The organism is Campylobacter concisus (assembly GCF_003049085.1).
GTDB classification, from domain to species: domain Bacteria; phylum Campylobacterota; class Campylobacteria; order Campylobacterales; family Campylobacteraceae; genus Campylobacter_A; species Campylobacter_A concisus_H.
In genome coordinates, this window is the sequence record NZ_PIQX01000004.1 from 1 (window position 1) to 20,952 (window position 20,952).

Sequence of the window (20,952 nt, forward strand, 5' to 3'; positions counted from 1 at the left end):
ACTTTTAGTTTTATTTATTAGTTTGTCTAATCTATTATAAATTATAAAATAATAGACTGGCTCAATCGATCACTTGTTTAGATTTCAAAGATTGACTAATAGTTTAACAATTGTAAGTTAAAAGAACAACGATAAAAAGAAAAGGCTTTATTAACCAATGAAGTTAAAGGTGGTTTCTCGTTTCGTGAGCTGGAATTATATATGAGCAATACTTAAAGATAGTTGAAATAATTAGGGAATTTGAGAAAAATTGTTAGGCGCTTAAAAATTTTAAAGTATGTATTTTTATTAGTAGGCTTAAGGGTTTAGTTTTTGAAGTATAAATTTGGAGAGTTTTTGCTCTCCATTATAATTAAGCATTAAATTATGTAAACTTTTACACAATGTTATTAATAAGCCGCGATAAGCTCTATTTCCACAAGCGCATCTTTTGGCAAGGTTTTAACGGCTACTGTGCTTCTGGCAGGATAAGGCTCTTTAAAAAATTTAGCATACACAGTATTTACTTTAACAAAATCTGCCATATCCGCTAGAAATATTGTAGTCTTTACAGCATTATCAAAAGTAAGCCCTGCTTCAGCCAAGATATTTTTTAAATTTTCAAGAGATTGCTCAGCTTGAGCTTCTACGCTACTACCTGCAAACTCACCCGCTGGTGTGACACCAAGCTGACCTGAGATAAATAAAAATCCATTTGCGCTAATAGCTTGAGAATATGGCCCAATCGCTTGTGGAGCATTTTTTGTTGAGATTTGTTTTTTCATATTTTCTCCTTTTGAAATTTTTTAAAATCCTACTATAAATTTTCTAAATTTTTAGTCTCCAAAAGCTATAATGGGCAAAATTTCAAAAGGATGAAGATGCAAAATATACTCGCACCAAATGAGTTTTTAGATGATTATGTGCTCGGTGCTGAATTGGCTAAAAATGCCGGCATCTCATCAAATGCTTATCTTTTTTGGAAAAACGTCATAAGTGCTAAATTTGAAAACTCAAGAATAGTTTTTCTTAGAAAAAATAGCATTCCAGTCAAATTTCAAAACATTATAAAAACCTGCACGCCTTTAAATGGCCTTATTCCAACAGGCGTATTTTGCTCTTTTACCTCGCTTGCTCCATCTCATCTTGTAGCAAAAAATGGCTCTAAGATATACGAGCTCTTTAAATTTTATGAGATTTGCGGTATCAAATTTATAGACTTGAAGAAATTTTATGATGATTTTAATCTTAGCTATTCTTATAGAATTTATATTGAAAAATGCAAATTTTTCTCACCTGCTCCATTTGAAAAACGCATAAAATTAACTGAAACGATGTGTCTTGGATATTACTAAAGTCCGCTAGCTAGCTTGCTAGCGGGATAAATTTATATCTTTTTGTAAGGTGCTTGACCGACTTCATAGAAGTTATTACCTTCGCAGTCAATGGCAACTATTGCTGGGAAATCCTCAACTGTAAGCCTAGCAACTGCCTCTGGTCCTAGTTCTGGATAAGCCAGCACTTCATATTTTTTGATACTTTGGCTAATGAGCGCTCCGATACCACCGATAGCAACCATATAAACACAGCATGATTTTTTCATAGCCTCGACTACTGCGTCACTCCTGTAGCCTTTACCGATCATACCATTTATACCAACTTCATTTATCATAGTTGGGGTGTATTTATCCATTCTGCCACTTGTTGTTGGGCCTGCTGCACCGATAGCTTGATTTGGCTTGGCTGGAGTTGGTCCGACATAGTAGATAGTCTCACCCTTTAGTTCAACTGGTAGTTTTTCGCCACGTGCCAATGTTTCAGTAAGTGCCTTATGTGCAGCGTCACGAGCTGCTATGATAGTGCCTGATATTAGGACATTGTCACCTGCCTTTAGGCTTTTTACCACCTCTTTATCAAATGGTGCTGTTATTCTTTTTACTTCTGACATTTTCTCTCCTTAAAGCTCAGCGTCTGCGTGGCGTGCAGCATGGCAGTTAATGTTTATAGCAACAGGAAGACCTGCTATGTGAGTTGGATACCACTCGACATTTACTTTAACGGCAGTGGTGTCACCACCAAGTCCTTGAGGACCAACACCAGTTTTACAAGCAAGCTCTAGTAACTCGTCTTCTAATTTGGCATATCTTGGATCAGAATTTTTACTATCGACCGAACGAACCGCCGCTTCTTTTGCCAAAAGTGCTGCCTTATCCATCGTACCGCCTATGCCAACACCTATTGTTAATGGAGGACAGGCATTTGGTCCAGCGTATTTTACGGCCTCTAAAAAGACTTTTTTTACACCTTCTATGCCATCAGCTGGTACAAGCATTTTTAAAACTGATTTATTCTCACTACCAAAACCTTTTGGAGCTACTTTTATCTTTAGCTTATCTCCTGGCACGATTCTAGTGTGGATGACAGCTGGAGTGTTATTTGTGGTATTTTTTCTCTCAAAAAGTGGCTCAGCAACAACTGACTTTCTTAGGTAGCCCTCAATGTAGCCTTCCGCAATACCCTCGTTTATCGCATCTTCAATATATCCACCCTCGATATGCACATCTTGGCCAATCTGCACAAAAACAACCGTCATACCAGTGTCTTGGCATATAGGCGCAACACCCTCTTCCGCAAGCTTAGCATTTTGTAAAATTTTGCCCAAAATATCTTTGCCTAGTGACGAGCTTTCGCTACTTTGAGCCTTTGTAAAAGCAGCCTTTAAATCTGGCGTCACAACATAACAGGCCTGTTTGCAAAGCTTGGCAACAACTTCTCTTATATCTTTTGTATTTATTATTCTCATCTTTACTCCTCGTAAAAAACAATTTTTAATTATATTAACTATATTTAAAATTTAAGATTAAATTTTACTGCTGGATATCTACTCGAAAAAATTTATATGAGTTTATTTTGCATGACTACAACTAGAAGACTTGTCTAAAACAAATTTAATAAAATAAGCGATGGCGAAAATTGAGTCTAGAGCATCACAATATTGATAGAAATTTACATAACATGGCTTATTTAAGCCATAAATATATAAATTTAAGACTGAATGCTCTCCTCTTCATTTTTTATCTTTTTTCTAACTTTTACACGTGAGATACTGGCTCCATCCATCTTTCTTACTTCGTAGTAGCAGTTTTCATCCTCGATCTTATCACCTACAACTGGCAAGCGACCAATTAGATTGAATACATATCCACCGATCGTTACTTGATCTGTCTCTTCGTCAAAGCTTATGCCAAGAACCTCTTCAACACTCTCTAGATCATATCTGCCTTGAAATTCGTAAATATTGTCATTTATCTTTTTATAGTGCTGATCAACTTCATCGTGCTCATCATTAAAATCACCAAGCACCTCTTCCATGATATCTTCCATCGTAAGAAGTCCGGCTGTGCCGCCATACTCATCGACTACGAGTGCTGCTGAAATTTGCTCTTTATTCATCATTACAAGTACTTTTGAAATAGAAAGGCTCTCAGGCACTATGACAAATTTACGAACAATTGAGTCAAAACTCTTTTCTTTGTCTTTACTAAAGTGAAGTTGCAAAATATCTCTAATGTGTATCATGCCCAAAATAATATCTTTTGAGCCGTCTATATAAGGAAAGCGAGTGTATTTTGACTCAAATACGACTTGCAAATTCTCTTCAAAACTCTTTTGTTTATTTATACAGATCATATCACGCCTTGGCGTCATGATCTCTTTTGCGACTGTGTCGCTAAAATCAACTGCATTTTTAATAATCTCAGTCTCAAAACTATCAAGCACACCGCCCTTTAAGCTCTCACCAACGATGATTTTTATCTCTTCTTCAGAGTGGGCTAGCTCATTTTCTTTAGCTGGCTGGATGCCTAAAATTTTAAGTCCAATGGTCGCTAAAATATCAAAAAGCTTAATTACAGGCGAAAATAGCACCCAGAAAAAGTGAAGTGGACGAGCGATTTTTAACACTGAAGTCTCGGCCTTTGCGATAGCAACTGACTTTGGCACAAGCTCACCCATTACAACGTGAAGTAACGTAATAAGCGTAAATGCGATCGCAAAACCAACCGTATGAACTAAGATATCACTAAAGTTGAAGAAATTTTTAAGCGGTGCTTCTATAAGTCTTGCAACTGCTGGCTCACCGATCCAACCAAGAGCAAGTGAGCTTAGTGTGATACCAAGCTGAGTAGCACTAAGATAAGTATCAAGCTTGTTTGACATCTCAAAGGCAAGCTGAGCGTTTGGTTTTTTTTCTTTGATAAGCTCTTCAAGTCTAGACTTACGAACTTTAACAAGAGAAAATTCTGATAAAACAAAAAAGGCATTTAGTAAAATGAATACAATGGCAAGTATTACCATTAAAAGCGAATTATCGCTACTGGGGTTCAATTATGATCCTTAAGAGTTAAAAATTTTTGCCTGATTATAGCGAATTTATATTTAGCGGTCAAATTATCCACGCCCAAAAGTAACAACATTTCTTAAATTTAAGATTTATAAAAAGTTCTTAAATCATATTTTGATAACATTATTTTCATCACTAAATTTATGGATTTTACAATGAGCAAAAAGAATTTTTCATCGCGCTGGGCATTTATATTGGCCTGTGTTGGATCAGCAGTTGGCATGGCAAATGTCTGGGGCTTTCCTTATAAACTTGGCACAAATGGCGGTGCAGCGTTTTTACTCATCTATGTTTTTTTCATAGCTCTTTTTTCATACGTTGGTCTAAGTGCGGAGTATGCGATTGGCAGACGTGCAAAAACTGGTACGCTTGGATCATATAAATATGCTTGGCAAAGTAGAAAATTAGGCGTATTTGGTAGTATTATTGGTTGGCTTCCACTTGCTGGTTCACTTTGTATAGCCATCGGCTACGCAGTCATCATCGCCTACGTGCTAAAAGCCCTTACTCAGGCACTTACTGGCTCATTTATGAGCGTTGATACGAACGTTTGGTTTAACTCATTTGCACTTCAAGATTACTCAGTCTTGCCTTATCATTTTATTATCGTTGTTGGCACGCTTCTTACACTATTTTTTGGGGCAAAAAGTATCGAAAAAACAAATCAAATAATGATGCCACTGTTTTTTGTATTATTTAGCATTTTGGCTATAAATGTCGCGATGCTACCAAATGCGTTTGATGGGTATAAATTCCTTTTTATTCCTGACTTTAGTAAGCTTGCAGACCCGATGGTATGGGTTTCTGCGATGGGTCAAGCCTTTTTCTCGCTCTCTATCACAGGATCTGGCATGATAGTTTATGGAGCTTACCTTTCAAAAGATGAAGATATCGTTGAAAGTGCTAAAACTACGGCCTTTTTTGATACTATCGCAGCTCTTGTGGCGGCTCTTGTTATGATCCCAGCAGTCTTTGCCTACGCTATGGATCCAGCCGAAGGTCCAAAGCTACTTTTCGTAACGCTTCCTAAAATTTTACAAAATATGATAGGCGGACAAATTTTTGCCATTATTTTATTTACAGCTGTTATCTTTGGCGGTATCACCTCGCTTCAAAATATGTTTGAAGTAGTCGCCGAGTCACTAATGCATAAATTTCCGTTTCTTAGTAGATTTTGGACGCTCACGCTACTTTGTGCAGTTTGCTTTGGCATAGGAGCATTTATGGAGCCTATTAGCAGTTGGGGGCCTTGGATGGACTTTGTGTCGATCTATATTATTCCAATCGGCGCGGTAATCGGAGCTATTTCTTGGTTCTGGATTATTAAAAAAGATGAAATTTTAGACGAGATAAATTCTGGAGCAAATAAATCTTATGGTAATTTCTGGTATTTTGTAGGCAAATTTATCTACGTTCCGCTAACATTTTTACTTTGTATCATAGCCGTAAGTAAGGGAATTTCTTTTTAAATTTAGCTCGCCAAAAATGAGCTAAATTTAAAAATTTTTGAAGTTATCTTAGTTTTTTTGTGCCGATGTAAGTGGCAAAAATTTCTTGTGAGCCATCTTTTTTAAATAAAATAACATCGTATTGCTCAGCTTTACTGCCTTGCTCCATACCTTGGCTCTCCATCGGCATGCCAGGTACTGCGATACCAACTACATCTTTTGGCTTAAGCTCTAGTAGGCGCTTTACCTCATCGGCTGGGACATGACCTTCTATGATATATCCATCGATGATTGCTGTATGGCAGCTTGAAAGCTCTAGCGGCACGTTAAATTCTTTCTTAACTTTTGCTATATCATCTACTTTTATGACCTCTTCGCTAAATCCAGCCTTCTGCATCGCCTCACCCCAGCTAGTACAACATCCACAAGTTGGGCTTTTATAGACCTTCATATCAGCCGCAAATACAAATGTTGCAAAAAAGCCAAGAGCCAAAAATGCTAATTTTTTCATCATTTTCCTTTACGTAAAATTTGCAAAATGATATAGCTCACATTTAAATTTTATATAAATGCTTAATATTGCTTGCTATAATTCGCCAAAATTTATAAAAGGCACTTTATGTTTTCATCATTTTTTAAAGATAAAAAATGGGCACTCTGGGCTTATGGCGGAGCGATATTTATCATCTTGCTTCTTGTCTATCAAACGCACCTAAATGTCCGTATAAACGAGTGGTATAAAAATTTCTACGACATCGTGCAAAACTCAAAAGATCATGATGTAAGTGAGTTTTGGCGAGAAATTTTTAACTTTATAAAAATCGCTATGCCTTACGTCGTGACTTACACTGTGATCTCGTTTTTTGCTAGCCACTGGGTCTTTCGCTGGAGAGAGGCGATGACGTTTAGATATCTAAAATTTTGGCAAAACTGCAAAAGTGACATCGAAGGCAGTTCGCAGCGTATCCAAGAAGATGTCTACCGCTTTGCTAAAATAATGGAAAGCCTTGGCGTGCAGGTTTTAAGGGCGATCATGACGCTAATTGCCTTTATACCAGTGCTTTGGGAGCTAAGCAAGAGCGTGAGTTTGCCTTACATCAAAGATATCGAAGGCTCGCTTGTTTATATCGCTTTAATAATTAGCATCGGTGGCTTAATTATTTCGTGGTTTGTGGGCATTAAACTCCCGCATATCGAGTATAACAACCAAAAAGCAGAAGCAGCGTTTAGAAAAGAGCTAGTTTATGGCGAGGACGATAAGTCTAAATTTTGCCAGCCAAATGTCATGCTAGAGCTTTTTACGGGCGTAAAGTTAAATTATTACAAACTATTTTTGCACTATGGCTACTTTAACCTTTGGCTCATCTCTTTTTCACAAATTCTTGTCATCGTGCCTTATATCATCATGGGAAATGGCCTATTTAGCGGCGTTATAACGCTTGGTGTGCTTATACAAGCTAGCAATGCTTTTTCTCAAGTTAGAGAGAGTTTTAGCGTCTTTATCGATAACTGGACGACAATAACAGAGTTAAGATCCGTAAATAAACGTTTGAGAGAATTTGAGAGAAATATAAACTATAAGGCGTAAGGGTAAATTTACATACCAAATAAACTCTAGTAAATTTTAAAATTTCATGAGCGAGTAATTTCGGCTCTAAAATTTGAGCTAAGCGATAAGCGAAGCCAAATTTTAGTAGTCAATTCTTGCGAGTGAATGAGATTTTAAAATTTGCAAAATAGCTTTATTAAATTCGTAAATTTCTTTTTATTTAAAAGGGAGACAAGGGGACTTGAATTACGAAGCCGTCCCCTTATCCCCCTTTTTAAATCCCCTAAACCCCTCGCACGTTAGGAGTGGCATGCAATCGTGCTGGCGCACTGCATGCGTTTTATTTTAGAAAATTTCTGACAAATTTTAAAATTTGCAAGCCGTTTCAGCTCCAAAAATTAAATTTCTCTCATCGTTTAACAATGCATATCCAACTCAGGCTATAATACGCGAAATTTTAGTCCAAAAAGGATAAAAATGAAAAAATTTTTACTTACATTGTTAGCGACTAGTTTGCTCTTCACTGGCTGCTCAAGCGTTACAAAAGCAGGCGTTGTTGGCGCTGATCGTAAGCAATTTATGTTAGTCTCATCAGAAGCTATGGAGCAAAGCTCAGCCCAAGCCTATGTCAAGACGCTAACAGCTGCTAGAAGTAAAGGCGAGCTAAATGTTGATCCGATCCTTACAAAAAGAGTTCAAGATATCGCCAAAAGGCTCATCGCTCAAACTGGCGTTTTTAGGGATGACGCTCTAAAATGGAAGTGGCAAGTAAATGTCATTAATGAAGATACGCTAAATGCTTGGTGTATGCCAGGGGGTAGGATCGTCGTTTATAGCGGCATCATCAAGAGGCTAAATTTGACAGATGCGCAGCTAGCAGCGGTCATGGGTCACGAGATTGCCCACGCGCTTAGGGAGCACAGCAGAGAGCAAGCAAGTGCTGATCAGATGAAAAGTATCGGCATCTTTGCAATAGCCACAGCTACTGGCCTTGGCGATCTTGGAGCCAATGCTCTAAATTTAGCTAGCGAATACACCATATCTCTACCATTTTCTCGCTCGCATGAGACCGAGGCTGATCACATCGGTACTGAGCTAATGGCAAGAGCTGGATATGATCCAAAAGAAGCGGTCGAAGTCTGGGTAAAAATGAGCAAGATGAGTGGCGGAAAGGTGCCTGAAATTTTAAGCACTCACCCATCAAACGAGAGTAGGATAAAAGATCTAAAAGAGATCGCAGCAAAGCTTGAGCCGATCTATCAAGCAGCCAAAAAAGGTTAGACTTGCTCAAATTTATAACTAGTACATTTTAAAAAACTACGACTGCTAATATTCGGCTAGTTAGCAAGAGTCTTGGTTTAAAGCCCATAACAACTCTCGCCCAATTTTTGTATATAAAGAAAATGGCGAAATTTTAGGCTGATGTTTTATTAGTGATTTTAATCCTAAAATAGCTTACAAAATAAGTGTAGAAATAAGCATCTATGTAGCTAAAAAGGCTCTTGGCATTGGCAAACAGCTTTTAAGCCACAGTCTAGATGAGGGAAAGAGGCTAAATTTAAAAATTATCGCTCTGATATTTAGTGAAAACAAAACAAATCTTAGGCTATTTTAAAAAATTTGGCTTTGAAAAATGGGGCGAACTGCCTGGCGTTTGCCTGATGGACGGCGAGTATAAAGATGTCGTTATCTTGGGGCTAAAGCTCTAAAAGCCAAGCATTAAGCAAATAAAGATATAATCACCTTCATCTTGGGTAGATGTCCGAGCGGTTTAAGGAGCACGCCTGGAACGCGTGTGTGGGGCAACTCACCGAGAGTTCGAATCTCTCTCTACCCGCCATAAAACTATCTATAACTTAAAGTCTACTGACCTTTATTTTTATTGCTTAAAACATTGGCACTAAGCAAAAGACTACTTTTTTAAAACTTACTAAAATCTTGCCAATTATCTTTTACTTTTGTCATAGTTAGGCATATAACTAGCATCAAATTTGCTCCATTCTAGAAGAAATTTTAACTATAAAATTCTATTTGCCTTATCGACAGCTACGAACGCCCAGTGCATAAATTCTTGCTTTGGTTTGTATTTGCCGCTGTTAAAATACTCCGCTAGCCGCGCCTCCTCCGTTTCGCTTAGCTCGCCGCCAAGCCCCCAGCGCGTCTTTTGTATGAGCTCCTGCGCACTTGCTGGCATAGGGCTTAGGCTTAGCGGCGATGATGGCAAGATAAGGGGCAAATTTAATCTAAATGAGCCAAAGCTAAGCGTTGCTAAGCTCATAGAGCTTCCTTTTATCGAAGCAGTTTTGGATGAGAATTTTAAAGAGCTAGCAAAAAATGAGATGATAAATTTAGATGGGGCTTTAAAGCCTATATTTTGGGATCACAAGGCAACTTTACTCGTACAAAAAGATAAAAATGGTAAATTTAGAAATTTAAACATAAAAGAGCTTCGGGATTTTTGATGAGCTTAAATTTTAACGAAAAAGGCGAGTTTAGATTTGGTAAATTTAACTATGAAAAAGCGCGAGAAACCGCCCAAAACTGCGCTAAATTTAAGCTAGATAACGACGAAGAGGAGACGAGCTGCGGCGGCGAGAGGAGCTGCTACGACTGCGCGTTTAGACGCTGGAGTAAAGATAGCTTCATCTGCATGGCACAAGCTAGCAAAGACTGAGCTAGCTCTACGCAACCATTTTTTTATCTTTAAGTTTTTCGCCACGTTTGTACTTTAGCTCACCACAAAATCTCTTGCCAAATTTCGCCTCGATTATAAGAACTAGCACAAAAAATATCTTTTCGTCATTCATTCGCGCGATCTGGCGTAGAGTTTGGCTAGCGTCATTAAATTTAACTCCATTTTTATGTAAAGTTTCGCAAAAAATAGCCTCGTCAAAGACCAATATTTGCGAAATTTCAGTTATGCTGTATGGCTCGAGCGATGCGATAATTCGGTCCATGTTGCAAATACTTGGATTTTTACTGCGCGTTAGCACATCCATTGTTTCATTCATTAGCTTTACTAGTTTTTTTCTACGATTTATAACGTGAAGTGTTGCAGCAAGCAATATTAAAAAACCTGCGATTTTATGGGCATTTAGTAAGTACTCATTATATTCGCCAAGCGCAAAATTTACACCAGAGAATGCGAGCATACAAAGCCCCAAAATAAGAACTAAAACAAGACAGAATTTATAAATAACCTCTACTTTAAACATGACACTCATCCTAAAATATATTTTTCTAATTATACACTTTAGGAGTTGAAATTTATCACCAGCTTATTTGGCTGGTGATTTAATTAGATTAAAAATTGTAGTTAAAGCTTAGGTTAAAGGTGCGTGGATCGCCATAAACCATCATGTTTTTGCCGATACCCTCATAGTATTTTTTATTAAAGAGATTGTCGATATTTAGCTGTACATCAAAATTCTTAGCAAATTTATATCCAAACATCAAATTTGCCAAAGTGTAGCCCTTTTGCGTGATCTCTTTTGCGCCCTTGCCAGTGTAAATTTTGCTCTTATGCATAGCTCCAGCTCCTACTCTAAAGTCCCTAAATTCATACTTTGCAAATAAATTTGCCGTACTTCTTGATGAGTCGGTGGCGTATTTCTCGCCATTAGCATCTTTTGCGTTAAAGTGCGTTGCCCCAAAGCTTAGGCTTAAGCCTTTGGCGATCTCTCCGTTTAGATCTAGCTCGACACCCTTACTTGTCACACCCTTGCCAGCTTCATATATGTAGGCATTTGTCGCTGGATTTCTCTCGCCTGTGTTTATACCAAGCTTGTCTTGCACGATCTTAAAGACACCAAGACTTGCTTGAAGCGCCCCGTCAAAATACTCGCCTTTAATGCCCACTTCATAGTCCTTGCCTTGAATAGGATCTAGGTATTTATCATTTGCATCTTTTACGGTTTGAGGTTTAAATATGCTCGTGTAGCTAGCATATAGAGTGTGGTTTGCTCCGATGTCATAAGTGATGCCAAGATATGGCGTGATCTCCTGAGTAAAATTTTTATTGTCTTTACCACCTTCGATTTCATACTTGTAGTAGCTTATCCTAGCTCCAAGCAAGAGCTTTAACTCATCAGTTAGCGAGAATTTATTTGCCATATATACGGCTTTTTGTATCGTTTTGTCTTTATTGTTTTGATCTTCGTAAGGAAATTTCGGATCATCAAGATGTAAGTTTTTAAAATCAATCCTACTTCTAGCTGTATAAGCAAGCCAAGCTGGCGTGCCCTTTTGCATCAAGTAGCTACTTACCTTATCGCTACTTTTTTGATAGTTGTTATACATAGCACCAAAGACAAACTCATGAGATAAATTTGCTAGCTCGTAAGGGATATTTGCGTATGCATCTACGTTGTGGATATTTTCTTCTCTTTTGTTTGCGTAGGTGTAAAGACCGTTTATATTGCCAGTACCGTCTAAATTTACCGCTCCGCCGTAGTAGAGCAAATTTGAGTCAGTGTTTGCTCGTCTAAATGAGTAGCTTAAATTTAAGCTCGCTTCATTTTCAAAGTAGTGCTTAAAATCAGCATAAAAATCAAGTGTTTTTATATCCCACCTAGTCCAAGGCTGAGAGAAAATTTCATTTTTACTAAAATTTGTCCTAGAGCCATCTGTGTAAAATGCTGGCATGCCGCCCCATCTAATGCCGTGACGTTTTAGCTCTTGATAAAACGCACCAAGACTAAGCCATGAGCTGTCGCCTATGTCGCTATCTACGACGCCATAAATCGCGCTATTTTTGCGGTTGTAATAATCCATATAAGAGTGCGACTTCTCATGCATAAAAGATAGCCTCGCTCTGACGCTTCCACTCTCATTTACAGGCGTTTGCACATCACCATTTACGCCATATCTATCGTATGAGCCAGCACTTACACCAAAATTTCCTTTTAGCTCCTTTGAGTCTGCCCTTTTTCTTATGAAATTTAAGCTTGCAGCTGGGGTGCCAGCGCCTGCAAGCAGACCATTTGCCCCTTTTACTACCTCAACTCTCTCATAAGGCAGCAAGCTCATATCATTTGCGTCAAGGCTAAAGCCACCAAAGCTAGGCATCGAATCAAGCAAGTAATAATCTATCTGAAATCCACGAACCGTCGGACGTATGCGCTCGTCCCATTTGTTTAGCGTAACGCCAGGGACATTTCTAAGAAGCACCTGATAGTCTTTGATGCCTTGATCTTTTAGTCTAGCCTCTGTTAGCACTGTTAGTGATTGGGGTGTTTGACGAGAGGTTAAATTTAGCCTAGTTGTGCTCTTTACAAGCTCTTTTGCAAAGTAGTTTGCGTCGTCTCTTCGCTCGCTTTCTACGACATCAATTGCTTCTAAAATTTTATCGCTTTGGCTAGCAAAAATTTGAGGTTGCATCAAATTTAATGCAACCAAACTAATTAAAAATTTTTTCATTTTTTCTCCTTTTAAAATTTCTTTTTATCCACAAATAAAGCCCTGAAATGCTTAAAATAAGCGGTGAAATGCCGACTAAAAACCAGATAAATTTTGTGATTTGATTGTAGTTGCCAAAGTGCGATTTTCTAAATACTGAGAGAATTTCTTCGCTTAGATTTGCATTTTTTATGTCCAAAATGCTTACTAATTCGCCGCTATTTTTATCGTAAGTTAATATGCTTGAATATTCGCTATGTAAGAAATTTTGATCTTTTACATAGCCAAAAAGGCGTATGTTTGCTCCTTGCATAAAAGGCAGTGAGATGAAGTGTGGCTCAAAGCCAGCAAAATCATTTTTTGAGCGGGCTACCAGCTCGTCAAGAGATAGGCCTTTGTTATAAATTTTTGCATCTATAACGAAGTCATTTTTAAACTCTGGCATGCGTGCCATTTGAAATTCCCACCAAACACCACTTATGCAAATGAGCAGTAAAATAGGCGTAGAAAAAATTCCTATCATTTTATGAATGTCGCTCATAAAAATATTTAGCCTATTTACACGAAGCCTAAGTAGTGTCAGCCAAAATTTTCTATAAATCACGAAACCACTTATGCAGATAAAAAACGTAAAAATAGCGGTTAGAGTAAGGATAATGTGACCGCTCTTTTCTAGAAATAGCGACTCATGAAGCTCGGTTAAAACTCCAAAAAAGCCCTCATCATGTGCGAGTGGCTCGCTCTTTATCTTACCGCTAAAAGCGTCAAAATAGATAAATTTCCACTCTTTTTGGCTGTCATTGTGCTCTATTAACCAAATTTTGTCACATCTTTTAGGATTTGCATCGATATTTATACCGACCATCTCATAATCATTTAGCTCTTTAGCGACAATCTCTTTTATCTTATCAAGGCTTATTCTTTGAGCTTTTAGATTAGCATTTACAAGCTCTGGAATAAAAATATTATTTATCTCATTTTTATAAACCAAAATAGCACCGCTAAAACAAACTACTGCAAGTGGAATGAAAAATAATAGAGATAAATAAGTGTGCAATTTATAAAAAAATTTTTGATTTAGAAATTTCACTTTCTTTTAAAGCATTTTAATAGTAGGTTTTGATAATGGCTCGCAATCTTACACAAAATTTACTTTGATAATATTTAAAACTATTATCAATTATGATTTCAAAAAAGAAAAATTTTTATAGAATGTAAATTGAAAAAAATAAGTAGATTTGATTTTTAAAAGAATAAGCAACTCCTCTTTGTGTATACGAAAAGCCAGAAAAGGGGGAAGCAAAGACTTATCAGTTACAAAAAGGAGGGTCCATTTAGGACGATGAAATAGTATTATTTAAGCATAAATTTTAATAAAATTTTTAGTTAATAAAAAAGAAATTCCAAGTAATACTAAAGTAAATTTAACTTTAAAGAAGCTGCATTTAAGAAATTTCTTTTAATTAGTGCAAGTACAAAATTAAAATAGCTAATTTTTAGGCACAAGCTCTAATACGTTGCAAGCTCGCTTGCTACCCATCTTGCAAGCTTTATCAAGAGCATTTGCAGAAAGATCAAAGCTTTGCTCAGTGCCATTTCCTTGAAGATACTTTGTCGCTAGCTCATAGCAAGCCTCACTACTGCGATCATCACAGAGCGATTTAAATATGTCAAAAGATTTTTGTGTATCTTTTTCTACGCCAAGGCCACGCCCTAGCATATCTGCATAGATAAAGCAAGAAATTTTATCTTTATTCTCACACTCACTTGAAAGCTTTTTTGTAAAACTCTCGCAAGCTTTAGCGTTGCTTTTATTAATACACTCTTGCATATTTATATCCCAGTTCGCATTCAAAGATAAAAGAGCAAATGCTAAAAATAAAATGGATTTTTTCATAAATTTCCTTGGAAGAAGTTAGCCCCCTTTGGGGGAAAGGGAGCTATTACAAAAAGGAGGTTTCTTGTTGGACAAGTGGAATAATACAAGTTTCGTCTAAATTTAAAACCAACTTTTCTTTAACAAAAAACAATCTCAAACCAAATCTTTTTTACTAAAGGCAAAATAGCCACAAACTAGCAAAATAATGCCTAGTGCGAGCGGATAAATAATCGCATAAGCTACAAATGTCGCTTTTGGAAAGGTGCTTAAAATAAAATAAGATGCAGTACCGATAACTGCTAAATTTGGATCAAAAAGACTAAGTGCTGCTATCCTGAAAAGCTCTATCGGATTTAGTATAGCAATAGCGTAAATAACGTACTCATCAACCGAGCTTCGCATAAGAAGCCCAATTAATGCTAGATCAATAAATGCAAGCATTATAAGCCAGAGTAAAAACGCCATACCTTGGCCTGTCTCTTGATTTTTAATCACGCTTGAGATAAAAAATCCAAGCGATAAAAAAATGATACTTAAGCTAAAAAGTAGCCCAAAATAAAGTGTTAATACACCCCAAGGTATCGCAACACCTTTTATAAAGCCAACCACCACGCAAAGCAAAAGAGCAAACAAAAGTGGCACAAAAACAACAAATGTACGGCCCAGTGCCTTGCCAAAATAATACTCTCTAAGACTTAGCGGGAAACTAAGGATGTATTCAAGCAAATTTGTATCTCTATCTTGATTTATGCTTCTTACGGTTGAGATGAGAATAAAAATAGGCACAATAATGACACAAATTTGAATAAACAAAAGCAGTGCTCTAGTAAGACCAGAAAAGCCAAGTACACGTGAATCAGTCACGCCGCTAAATAAAAATCCTATCATCAAAGCAGAAAAAAGAGCAGCATATATCACAAACCATCTTGAGCGAAAAGACTCTTTTACATCAAGCTTTGCTATTAAAAAAAGATTATTCACTCTTGCTCCTTAAATTTTCTTCTTTGATGATCTTGCCAAGGTCCATATAGACGCATCTATCTAATAAATTTGCTATCTCATCGATACGGTGTGAAATAAAAACAAGTGTTTTATTTTGCGTGAAGTTATCAAGTAAATTTTTAAAAGAAAGCCTTGCTTTTACATCAAGATTTGCCGTTGGCTCATCAAACATCAAAATTTCACTATCCTTAGCAAATGCGATTGCTATTAACATCTTTTGTTTCATGCCGCCAGAGAGCTTATAAAATGGCTTATTTAAATTTGCATGTAGATCAAGCTCTAAAAGCTTGCTAAATTTCTCAATCTCTTCAAATTTTACATTTGAGCTTTTGCAAACAAACTCACAAAGCTCACGTAGATTAAATTTAAGCGGTGGTGGGGTTTGTGGCACAAATGAGATAAATTTCAAAGCCCTTTTTCTATCTTTTAGAGTATTTACGCCATTTATCGCGATGCTTCCGCTATTTGGGATAAACTCGCCCAAAATGATACGCATGAGCGAGCTTTTGCCAGCTCCATTTTGTCCAAGTATTGCTATTTTTTCGCCAGATTTTACGTTTAGACTAACATTGTCAAGTATCCTTTGCGAGCCAAAAATTTTAGTTACTTCTTTTATATCTATCAAAAATTTTCCTTATATGAGTTTTTTAAAGCCGTTGTCAAATTTCAGTGCATCTTGATGACACACATCAATACACCTACCACAAAGCGTGCAATCAGCGCCAGCTATCCTAAAGATATTTTTGCTCTCGTCAAGCTTTGCTCCCTTTTTAGTCATAAAAAGCACGTGAGGCACTAGACAAACATCAGTGCAAACTAAGCAGTGATCGCATTTTTCTTTATCCCAGCTAACTTTTATAGCATTTGGTTTAGCTAGCACTGAGTAAGTAGCTCCGATAGGACAGACATACCTACACCAAGCTCTACGTGAGAAGAAAATTTCAACCATAAGCATGGCCACAACGAACCAAATAGCATGAAAATAGCCATAGATAATAAATCTTGAAAAAATCCCAACAACATTAAAAATTTCAAATGTAAGGCTTGCACTAGCAAAGCTAAGGGTTAAAAATAAAATGGTAAAAACATATCGCCACTTTGTGTCAAAAACTCGTGGTTTTACTATCTTTTTAGCGCGTAAATTTTCATGGATCTTCTCAGCTATTTCGCTTATTAATGAATATGGACAGATCCAAGAGCAAAAGCCTCTACCGCCAAAAATGATATAAAATGCCAAGATACTAAGTGAACCGATTATTAAATTTACATGTATTTCATGTGTCGCCAGGAAAACTTGCAGGCTCATAAAAGCATCTGCCAAGTGAAAACCAAATATCCTTGAGGCACTGATGTCGCCTTCTAAAATTTGTATATCAACTCTATATGAAAGCACAAATAAAAGATGAACTAGAATAATGCTAAATATGCGCCAAAAACGTATACTAGGACGTTTTTTGCCATCTTTTGTAGTTGTGATTAACGTGCTTAGAAAGCTTACATTTCTAATCGTCGCACGAGTGTTATATTTGTCCATTTTTACTTTTTAAATTTAGAAATTTCATCTGCAAGGCTTTCAAGCTCGCTATCACTAACATTTGTAAGTAGCCCCTTCATAAGCGAGTTTTGCACCTTGCCAGCTTTATAATCGGCTAGTCTTTTAAGCAATTCATCCTTACTTAGATGCGTTATATCAGGAGCTACGACACCTTTTGCATTTGCGCCATGACACGGAGCACAAGTTGTTAGATACTGCTTACTAACGCCTTCATTGTGCACTTTAGCCACACTTAGACTTAGTTCTTTTACCTTTTTTAGCTCATCTTCACTAGCAAATTCTTCACTAGACTTTGGCTGTTCTTTTGTAAAATTTTGCTCTACTTTTGGCTGAGCATTAGTTGCTACTTTTTCCTTTTTAGGCGGAGTCTGGCTTAACATAAATACCATAATACCGCAAATTGCTACTGCTAAAATAATGGTTATAATCTTTCCTACTTTCATTATTTGCTCCTAAATTGTGTATTAAAATCACTGATTTCTTTAGCTAAATTTCTGATTTCACTATCATCCATTTTTTTAACAAGATCTCGCATCAAGACATTGACTTTCTCTTTATTTTTATAAGCATTTATCATTGTATAAATTTCATTTTCACTTTTTGTTAAAAGTGATGGCCCGATGATGCCATTTGCGTAATCATCGTGACAAGCTGAGCATTTTGTAATGAAATTTTTGCTAAGTCTGCCCTTTATAAGTCTTAAATTTATAGTTTGAAGAGGGGTTCTTACCATTGCTAAAGCACCGATTTGACGGCTTACGTTATTATCTTCAAGTCCAAATTTTACGCTCTTTTCGCCGTGCATATCGTATTTTATGAAGTCATTTTGTTTATTTGTGCTTTGGTTATTTTCTTTTTTTTCAACCTTTATGCTAGCACTCGTGGCTACATTTATTGGTTGCTCGCTAGCTGCTTTTTGCGCTTTGTCATCGCTCTTTTCACAGCCGACAAATAGCAAAGCAACAGCCACTAAAGACATCATTAATCTCATTCTTTCTCCTTATAAATTTCATCATAACTCATTTTTGGGGCAATATTTATAATTTTTACAGGGCAAACCTCAGCACACACCCCACACCCAACACAGCCATGCTTTATGAGTGGTAAATTTGCTTCACTCATTACTATTGCACTATCGCCAACTGGGCAAATGCTGACACAAAGATCACAAATTTGACCGATTTTGCCTTTTATCTTATCTTTTTCTGCCTCTTCTCTATCGTTATAAACTTTTCGAACAAGCAAATCTTCAACGCTATCTTCGCTTATTTTTTCTCTTTTTAGGCACATACAGGCATTTGCATTACTCAAGACAGCAACGCCCATTTTCACATCATCAACAACTTTTGTAGCATGATCTAACGCACCACTTGGACAGGCGAGTACACATGGGAAAAGATCACATAAATAGCAACCTCTCTTTTTAGGATCGATGTATGCCGTGCCATTTGAATATCCATCTTTTATATCAAGCAAACTTATACTGTGATAAGGGCATACCTGCACACACTGACCACATTTGACACAAAGATCATCAAAGTCATCAACCGCGCCTGGTGGTCTAAGATAGAGTTTATCGCCACTACTTTTTGGCAAAATTTTACCTATGCCATATCCTGCGGCAGCTGCGACTGAGCCTAAGATTATAAATTTTCTTCTATCCACGTTTTGCCCTTAACGCGTTAAAATTTGAAGCATCAAGTGGTTTTATCCTTGGCGTGCTATCTTCAAGTAGCTTTATCGGCTCAGAAAATGGTGCGAGTTTGGCTAAAAAATTTAAGATACTAAAGACACTTGAGCCATAGAAAAACTGCAAATTCGGATAATACTGCCAAAGCTGATCGGCATACGATAGATGCATAAACGGCGTATCGCCATAGCCATCTTTATCTCTATCAAAGCTCTCATACTCATCATAATAATTTTTACTCCACTGATTTAATGCCATTTTATCGCCTGGAGTGTCGTTCGCAACGATATCCATATTGCCTATAAAATCATTATTTTCAAATATGCTTGTCCCCTGAGTAGCGTGAAAATATACGCCAACTACGTTGTGTAAAATTTTATTGCCTAAGAAATTTATCGTTGAGCCTGGCTGAAAAGGCGAGTTGTCAAGCAAAATTCCTCTCGCATTATAGATAAGGGTATTATTTTCGATAGTAAAATTTGAAACATCTTTTAGACCGATGCCGATACCAAAAGCGCCGTCACTATCCATAACAAGATTATTTTTTATATTTGAGCCAGCCGAATACATAAAAAACATTCCGACTGCATTGCCGATAAAATCATTATTCTCGACTAAATTTTGATTTGCATACATAAAATGAAGCGAGTATCTACCGCGGATCGCTTTATTTTTAAAAAATTTATTGTGACTTGCGTACCATGCAACCATATCGCGGCTATCATAAATATAATTGCCTTCGATTAAATTTTCATGACTATACCAAAGTCTAACCGCATCACCTCTAAAGCCAAGACTGGCCCCCTTTTTAGAAGTGATGTTATTTTCAGTGATCTTTGAGCTACTGCACTCTTTAAAATCAATCCCAAAAAGCACATCACTCAAGTCATTTTGCGTAATCAAGACATTATTTGCTTTATCACAGCCAATGCCAGCATCTAGCTCACCAAGGTCATTTCCGCTACCGCTTATCTTTAAATTTCTAAGCGTAACATTTGAGGCAATAATCTTTACAACTGTGCCTTTACCATTTCCTTTTATGTGAGCGTTTTTGCCCTCACCAACGATACTAAGCGGCTTATTTATAGTTATGCTTCCTTCATAGATGCCGTCTCCTAGCTTTATAACGTCGCCAGGGCTAGCGTTATTTATTGCATCTTGAAGGATATTTGCAGAGCTAAAAATAGGCAAGAAAGTAAGGGCAAAAATAAAAATTTTACGCATTTAGCTCTTTTTTCTTTGAAAATACTGCAAGTATGCAAAATACGCTCATAGCGATCATAACCCAAAATCCGATACTTGGATAAGAGTGCGTTGTAAATTGTGCAACGCTACCATCGCCTAGAACTGTTGGCATAAATGGTTTAATCTTAAATGCGCCCCACTCTTGCATATTGTGTCCATACCAGTAAAGCCATCCTGCAAATGCGCTCATAAATAGCACAGGCGCGATAATTGTTGGAACCATAAGAAGTGAGTTAAATTTGCCGTTGTAATATAAAAATGCAAGCATGCAAAGTGTTGAAATAAGCAAATAATAAGGCGCTATCGCTCGCTCTAAATTTCCACCATGCTCCATAGGATACATACCGATGTAGTGATTTATCGTATTCATCTCATGCACGTCACCACTATATCCATCTACGTGAAAATACACAGGAATTCCATCAGGAAAGGCTGATTTTGGATAATTTGGAGCTTCAAGAGAGACGTACCAGATAGGAAAAGATGGTGTGCCTATCTCTGCTTTTTGTTCGATCATCTTATGAAGATCGCTTGCTACATCTTTTGATAAAAGGTGATTTTTATACTGAAATGAGCTATAAAGATTATAGATACCGTAAGTATAAGATGGTAGTTCATCGCCATCAGCTATACGCTCTTTTGCTCCGTGCCAACCAAGAACAGGCAAAGTAAAACAAACAGTCATTAAGACAAGTGCAACAATGGTATAAATTTTATATTTACTCATGATCTCTCCTTTAAATTTTAAAATTTCATCTGCTAAAAATAAAATTTTAAAATTTAAAAAGGGGCAAAATGCCCCTTTA

At 37.0% G+C, this 20,952-nt stretch carries 25 protein-coding genes and 1 tRNA gene; 8 read left to right on the top strand and 18 right to left on the bottom strand.

The annotated features are described in order from the left end of the window. Positions 1-389 precede the first annotated feature (389 nt). Complete coding sequence (locus CVT13_RS05345) at positions 390-764, bottom strand: RidA family protein (protein ID WP_107811862.1); 375 nt, start codon at positions 762-764, stop codon at positions 390-392. Positions 765-860: 96 nt separating this feature from the next. Between CVT13_RS05345 and CVT13_RS05350 the strand changes: the two genes are divergently transcribed. Continuing rightward, positions 861-1,334, top strand: coding sequence for a cysteine permease (locus tag CVT13_RS05350; RefSeq protein ID WP_084041562.1), 474 nt, complete (start codon positions 861-863; stop codon positions 1,332-1,334). Between the two features lie 32 nt (positions 1,335-1,366). On the opposite strand, the gene CVT13_RS05355 is transcribed toward CVT13_RS05350, so the two are convergent. From CVT13_RS05355 to CVT13_RS05365, 3 genes are all read right to left on the bottom strand, one after another. Then, the gene (locus tag CVT13_RS05355) at positions 1,367-1,927 is read right to left on the bottom strand and encodes a Fe-S-containing hydro-lyase (protein WP_084109801.1); all 561 of its coding nucleotides are present in this window, start codon (positions 1,925-1,927) and stop codon (positions 1,367-1,369) included. 9 nt (positions 1,928-1,936) lie between these two features. Continuing rightward, positions 1,937-2,782: a fumarate hydratase gene (locus tag CVT13_RS05360; RefSeq protein WP_107697862.1), complete on the bottom strand. Its 846-nt coding sequence runs from the start codon at positions 2,780-2,782 to the stop codon at positions 1,937-1,939. A 242-nt stretch (positions 2,783-3,024) separates the two neighbouring features. Beyond that, positions 3,025-4,335, bottom strand: a complete 1,311-nt coding sequence (locus tag CVT13_RS05365) for a hemolysin family protein (RefSeq protein WP_223154647.1) — start codon at positions 4,333-4,335, stop codon at positions 3,025-3,027. A gap of 201 nt (positions 4,336-4,536) precedes the next feature. Between CVT13_RS05365 and CVT13_RS05370 the strand changes: the two genes are divergently transcribed. Continuing rightward, positions 4,537-5,850: a sodium-dependent transporter gene (locus CVT13_RS05370; RefSeq protein ID WP_107811863.1), complete on the top strand. Its 1,314-nt coding sequence runs from the start codon at positions 4,537-4,539 to the stop codon at positions 5,848-5,850. Between the two features lie 43 nt (positions 5,851-5,893). Here the strand turns inward: CVT13_RS05370 and CVT13_RS05375 are convergent, their stop codons facing one another. Then, positions 5,894-6,340: a DUF411 domain-containing protein gene (locus CVT13_RS05375; protein WP_107691639.1), complete on the bottom strand. Its 447-nt coding sequence runs from the start codon at positions 6,338-6,340 to the stop codon at positions 5,894-5,896. Positions 6,341-6,448: 108 nt separating this feature from the next. Here CVT13_RS05375 and CVT13_RS05380 point away from each other — a divergent pair, with 108 nt between their 5' ends. The 4 genes from CVT13_RS05380 (at position 6,449) to CVT13_RS05395 (ending at position 9,218) form a co-directional block, all read left to right on the top strand. Continuing rightward, positions 6,449-7,417 carry a putative transporter gene (locus tag CVT13_RS05380; RefSeq protein ID WP_054197246.1) on the top strand — a complete coding sequence of 323 codons (969 nt, stop codon included), beginning with the start codon at positions 6,449-6,451 and terminating at the stop codon, positions 7,415-7,417. Between the two features lie 438 nt (positions 7,418-7,855). Next, entirely contained in the window at positions 7,856-8,659 is an 804-nt protein-coding gene (locus CVT13_RS05385) for a M48 family metallopeptidase (RefSeq protein WP_103582376.1), read from the top strand. A 302-nt stretch (positions 8,660-8,961) separates the two neighbouring features. After that, positions 8,962-9,087 carry a hypothetical protein gene (locus CVT13_RS10545; protein WP_265094423.1) on the top strand — a complete coding sequence of 42 codons (126 nt, stop codon included), beginning with the start codon at positions 8,962-8,964 and terminating at the stop codon, positions 9,085-9,087. A gap of 43 nt (positions 9,088-9,130) precedes the next feature. After that, positions 9,131-9,218 (top strand) — tRNA-Ser (locus CVT13_RS05395). A 177-nt stretch (positions 9,219-9,395) separates the two neighbouring features. On the opposite strand, the gene CVT13_RS05400 is transcribed toward CVT13_RS05395, so the two are convergent. Beyond that, positions 9,396-9,572, bottom strand: coding sequence for a hypothetical protein (locus CVT13_RS05400; RefSeq protein WP_234411981.1), 177 nt, complete (start codon positions 9,570-9,572; stop codon positions 9,396-9,398). On the opposite strand from CVT13_RS05400, the gene CVT13_RS05405 reads away from it, so the two are divergent. Together CVT13_RS05405 and CVT13_RS05410 are read left to right on the top strand one after the other, a co-directional pair. Next, complete coding sequence (locus CVT13_RS05405) at positions 9,547-9,840, top strand: hypothetical protein (protein WP_107811864.1); 294 nt, start codon at positions 9,547-9,549, stop codon at positions 9,838-9,840. The two genes, CVT13_RS05400 and CVT13_RS05405, sit on opposite strands and share 26 nt — an antisense overlap. Next, positions 9,840-10,052 (top strand): molybdopterin biosynthesis protein MoeB, encoded by a 213-nt coding sequence (locus CVT13_RS05410; protein ID WP_107811865.1) that lies wholly within the window; start codon positions 9,840-9,842, stop codon positions 10,050-10,052. Before CVT13_RS05405 ends, CVT13_RS05410 begins: the two co-directional genes overlap by 1 nt. Positions 10,053-10,059: 7 nt before the next feature. On the opposite strand, the gene CVT13_RS05415 is transcribed toward CVT13_RS05410, so the two are convergent. The 12 genes from CVT13_RS05415 to CVT13_RS05470 form a co-directional block, all read right to left on the bottom strand. Further along, the gene (locus CVT13_RS05415; RefSeq protein ID WP_107811866.1) at positions 10,060-10,593 is read right to left on the bottom strand and encodes a chemotaxis protein; all 534 of its coding nucleotides are present in this window, start codon (positions 10,591-10,593) and stop codon (positions 10,060-10,062) included. Between the two features lie 88 nt (positions 10,594-10,681). Then, positions 10,682-12,796 (bottom strand): TonB-dependent siderophore receptor, encoded by a 2,115-nt coding sequence (locus CVT13_RS05420; protein ID WP_107811867.1) that lies wholly within the window; start codon positions 12,794-12,796, stop codon positions 10,682-10,684. Next, complete coding sequence (locus CVT13_RS05425) at positions 12,777-13,865, bottom strand: PepSY-associated TM helix domain-containing protein (protein ID WP_107811868.1); 1,089 nt, start codon at positions 13,863-13,865, stop codon at positions 12,777-12,779. Before CVT13_RS05425 ends, CVT13_RS05420 begins: the two co-directional genes overlap by 20 nt. A 399-nt stretch (positions 13,866-14,264) precedes the next feature. Beyond that, on the bottom strand, positions 14,265-14,672 hold the full coding sequence (locus CVT13_RS05430) for a tetratricopeptide repeat protein (RefSeq protein WP_107811869.1): 408 nt from the start codon (positions 14,670-14,672) through the stop codon (positions 14,265-14,267). A gap of 135 nt (positions 14,673-14,807) precedes the next feature. Next, positions 14,808-15,635, bottom strand: coding sequence for an ABC transporter permease (locus CVT13_RS05435; protein WP_107811870.1), 828 nt, complete (start codon positions 15,633-15,635; stop codon positions 14,808-14,810). Beyond that, a complete protein-coding gene (locus tag CVT13_RS05440) occupies positions 15,628-16,281 on the bottom strand; it encodes an ABC transporter ATP-binding protein (RefSeq protein ID WP_103618669.1) in 654 nt (217 codons plus the stop codon). The genes CVT13_RS05435 and CVT13_RS05440 overlap by 8 nt, the downstream gene beginning before the upstream one ends. Before the next feature lie 9 nt (positions 16,282-16,290). Beyond that, positions 16,291-17,190: a NapH/MauN family ferredoxin-type protein gene (locus tag CVT13_RS05445; RefSeq protein ID WP_103644287.1), complete on the bottom strand. Its 900-nt coding sequence runs from the start codon at positions 17,188-17,190 to the stop codon at positions 16,291-16,293. 2 nt (positions 17,191-17,192) lie between these two features. Then, the gene (locus tag CVT13_RS05450; protein WP_107811871.1) at positions 17,193-17,654 is read right to left on the bottom strand and encodes a c-type cytochrome; all 462 of its coding nucleotides are present in this window, start codon (positions 17,652-17,654) and stop codon (positions 17,193-17,195) included. Then, on the bottom strand, positions 17,654-18,202 hold the full coding sequence (locus tag CVT13_RS05455; protein WP_107811872.1) for a c-type cytochrome: 549 nt from the start codon (positions 18,200-18,202) through the stop codon (positions 17,654-17,656). The genes CVT13_RS05450 and CVT13_RS05455 overlap by 1 nt, the downstream gene beginning before the upstream one ends. Further along, a complete protein-coding gene (locus tag CVT13_RS05460) occupies positions 18,199-18,876 on the bottom strand; it encodes a 4Fe-4S dicluster domain-containing protein (protein ID WP_107811873.1) in 678 nt (225 codons plus the stop codon). The genes CVT13_RS05455 and CVT13_RS05460 overlap by 4 nt, the downstream gene beginning before the upstream one ends. Further along, positions 18,869-20,125, bottom strand: a complete 1,257-nt coding sequence (locus CVT13_RS05465) for a nitrous oxide reductase family maturation protein NosD (protein ID WP_107811874.1) — start codon at positions 20,123-20,125, stop codon at positions 18,869-18,871. The genes CVT13_RS05460 and CVT13_RS05465 overlap by 8 nt, the downstream gene beginning before the upstream one ends. Beyond that, on the bottom strand, positions 20,118-20,873 hold the full coding sequence (locus CVT13_RS05470) for a cytochrome C (protein ID WP_072595072.1): 756 nt from the start codon (positions 20,871-20,873) through the stop codon (positions 20,118-20,120). The genes CVT13_RS05465 and CVT13_RS05470 overlap by 8 nt, the downstream gene beginning before the upstream one ends. Between the last annotated feature and the right edge of the window lie 79 nt (positions 20,874-20,952).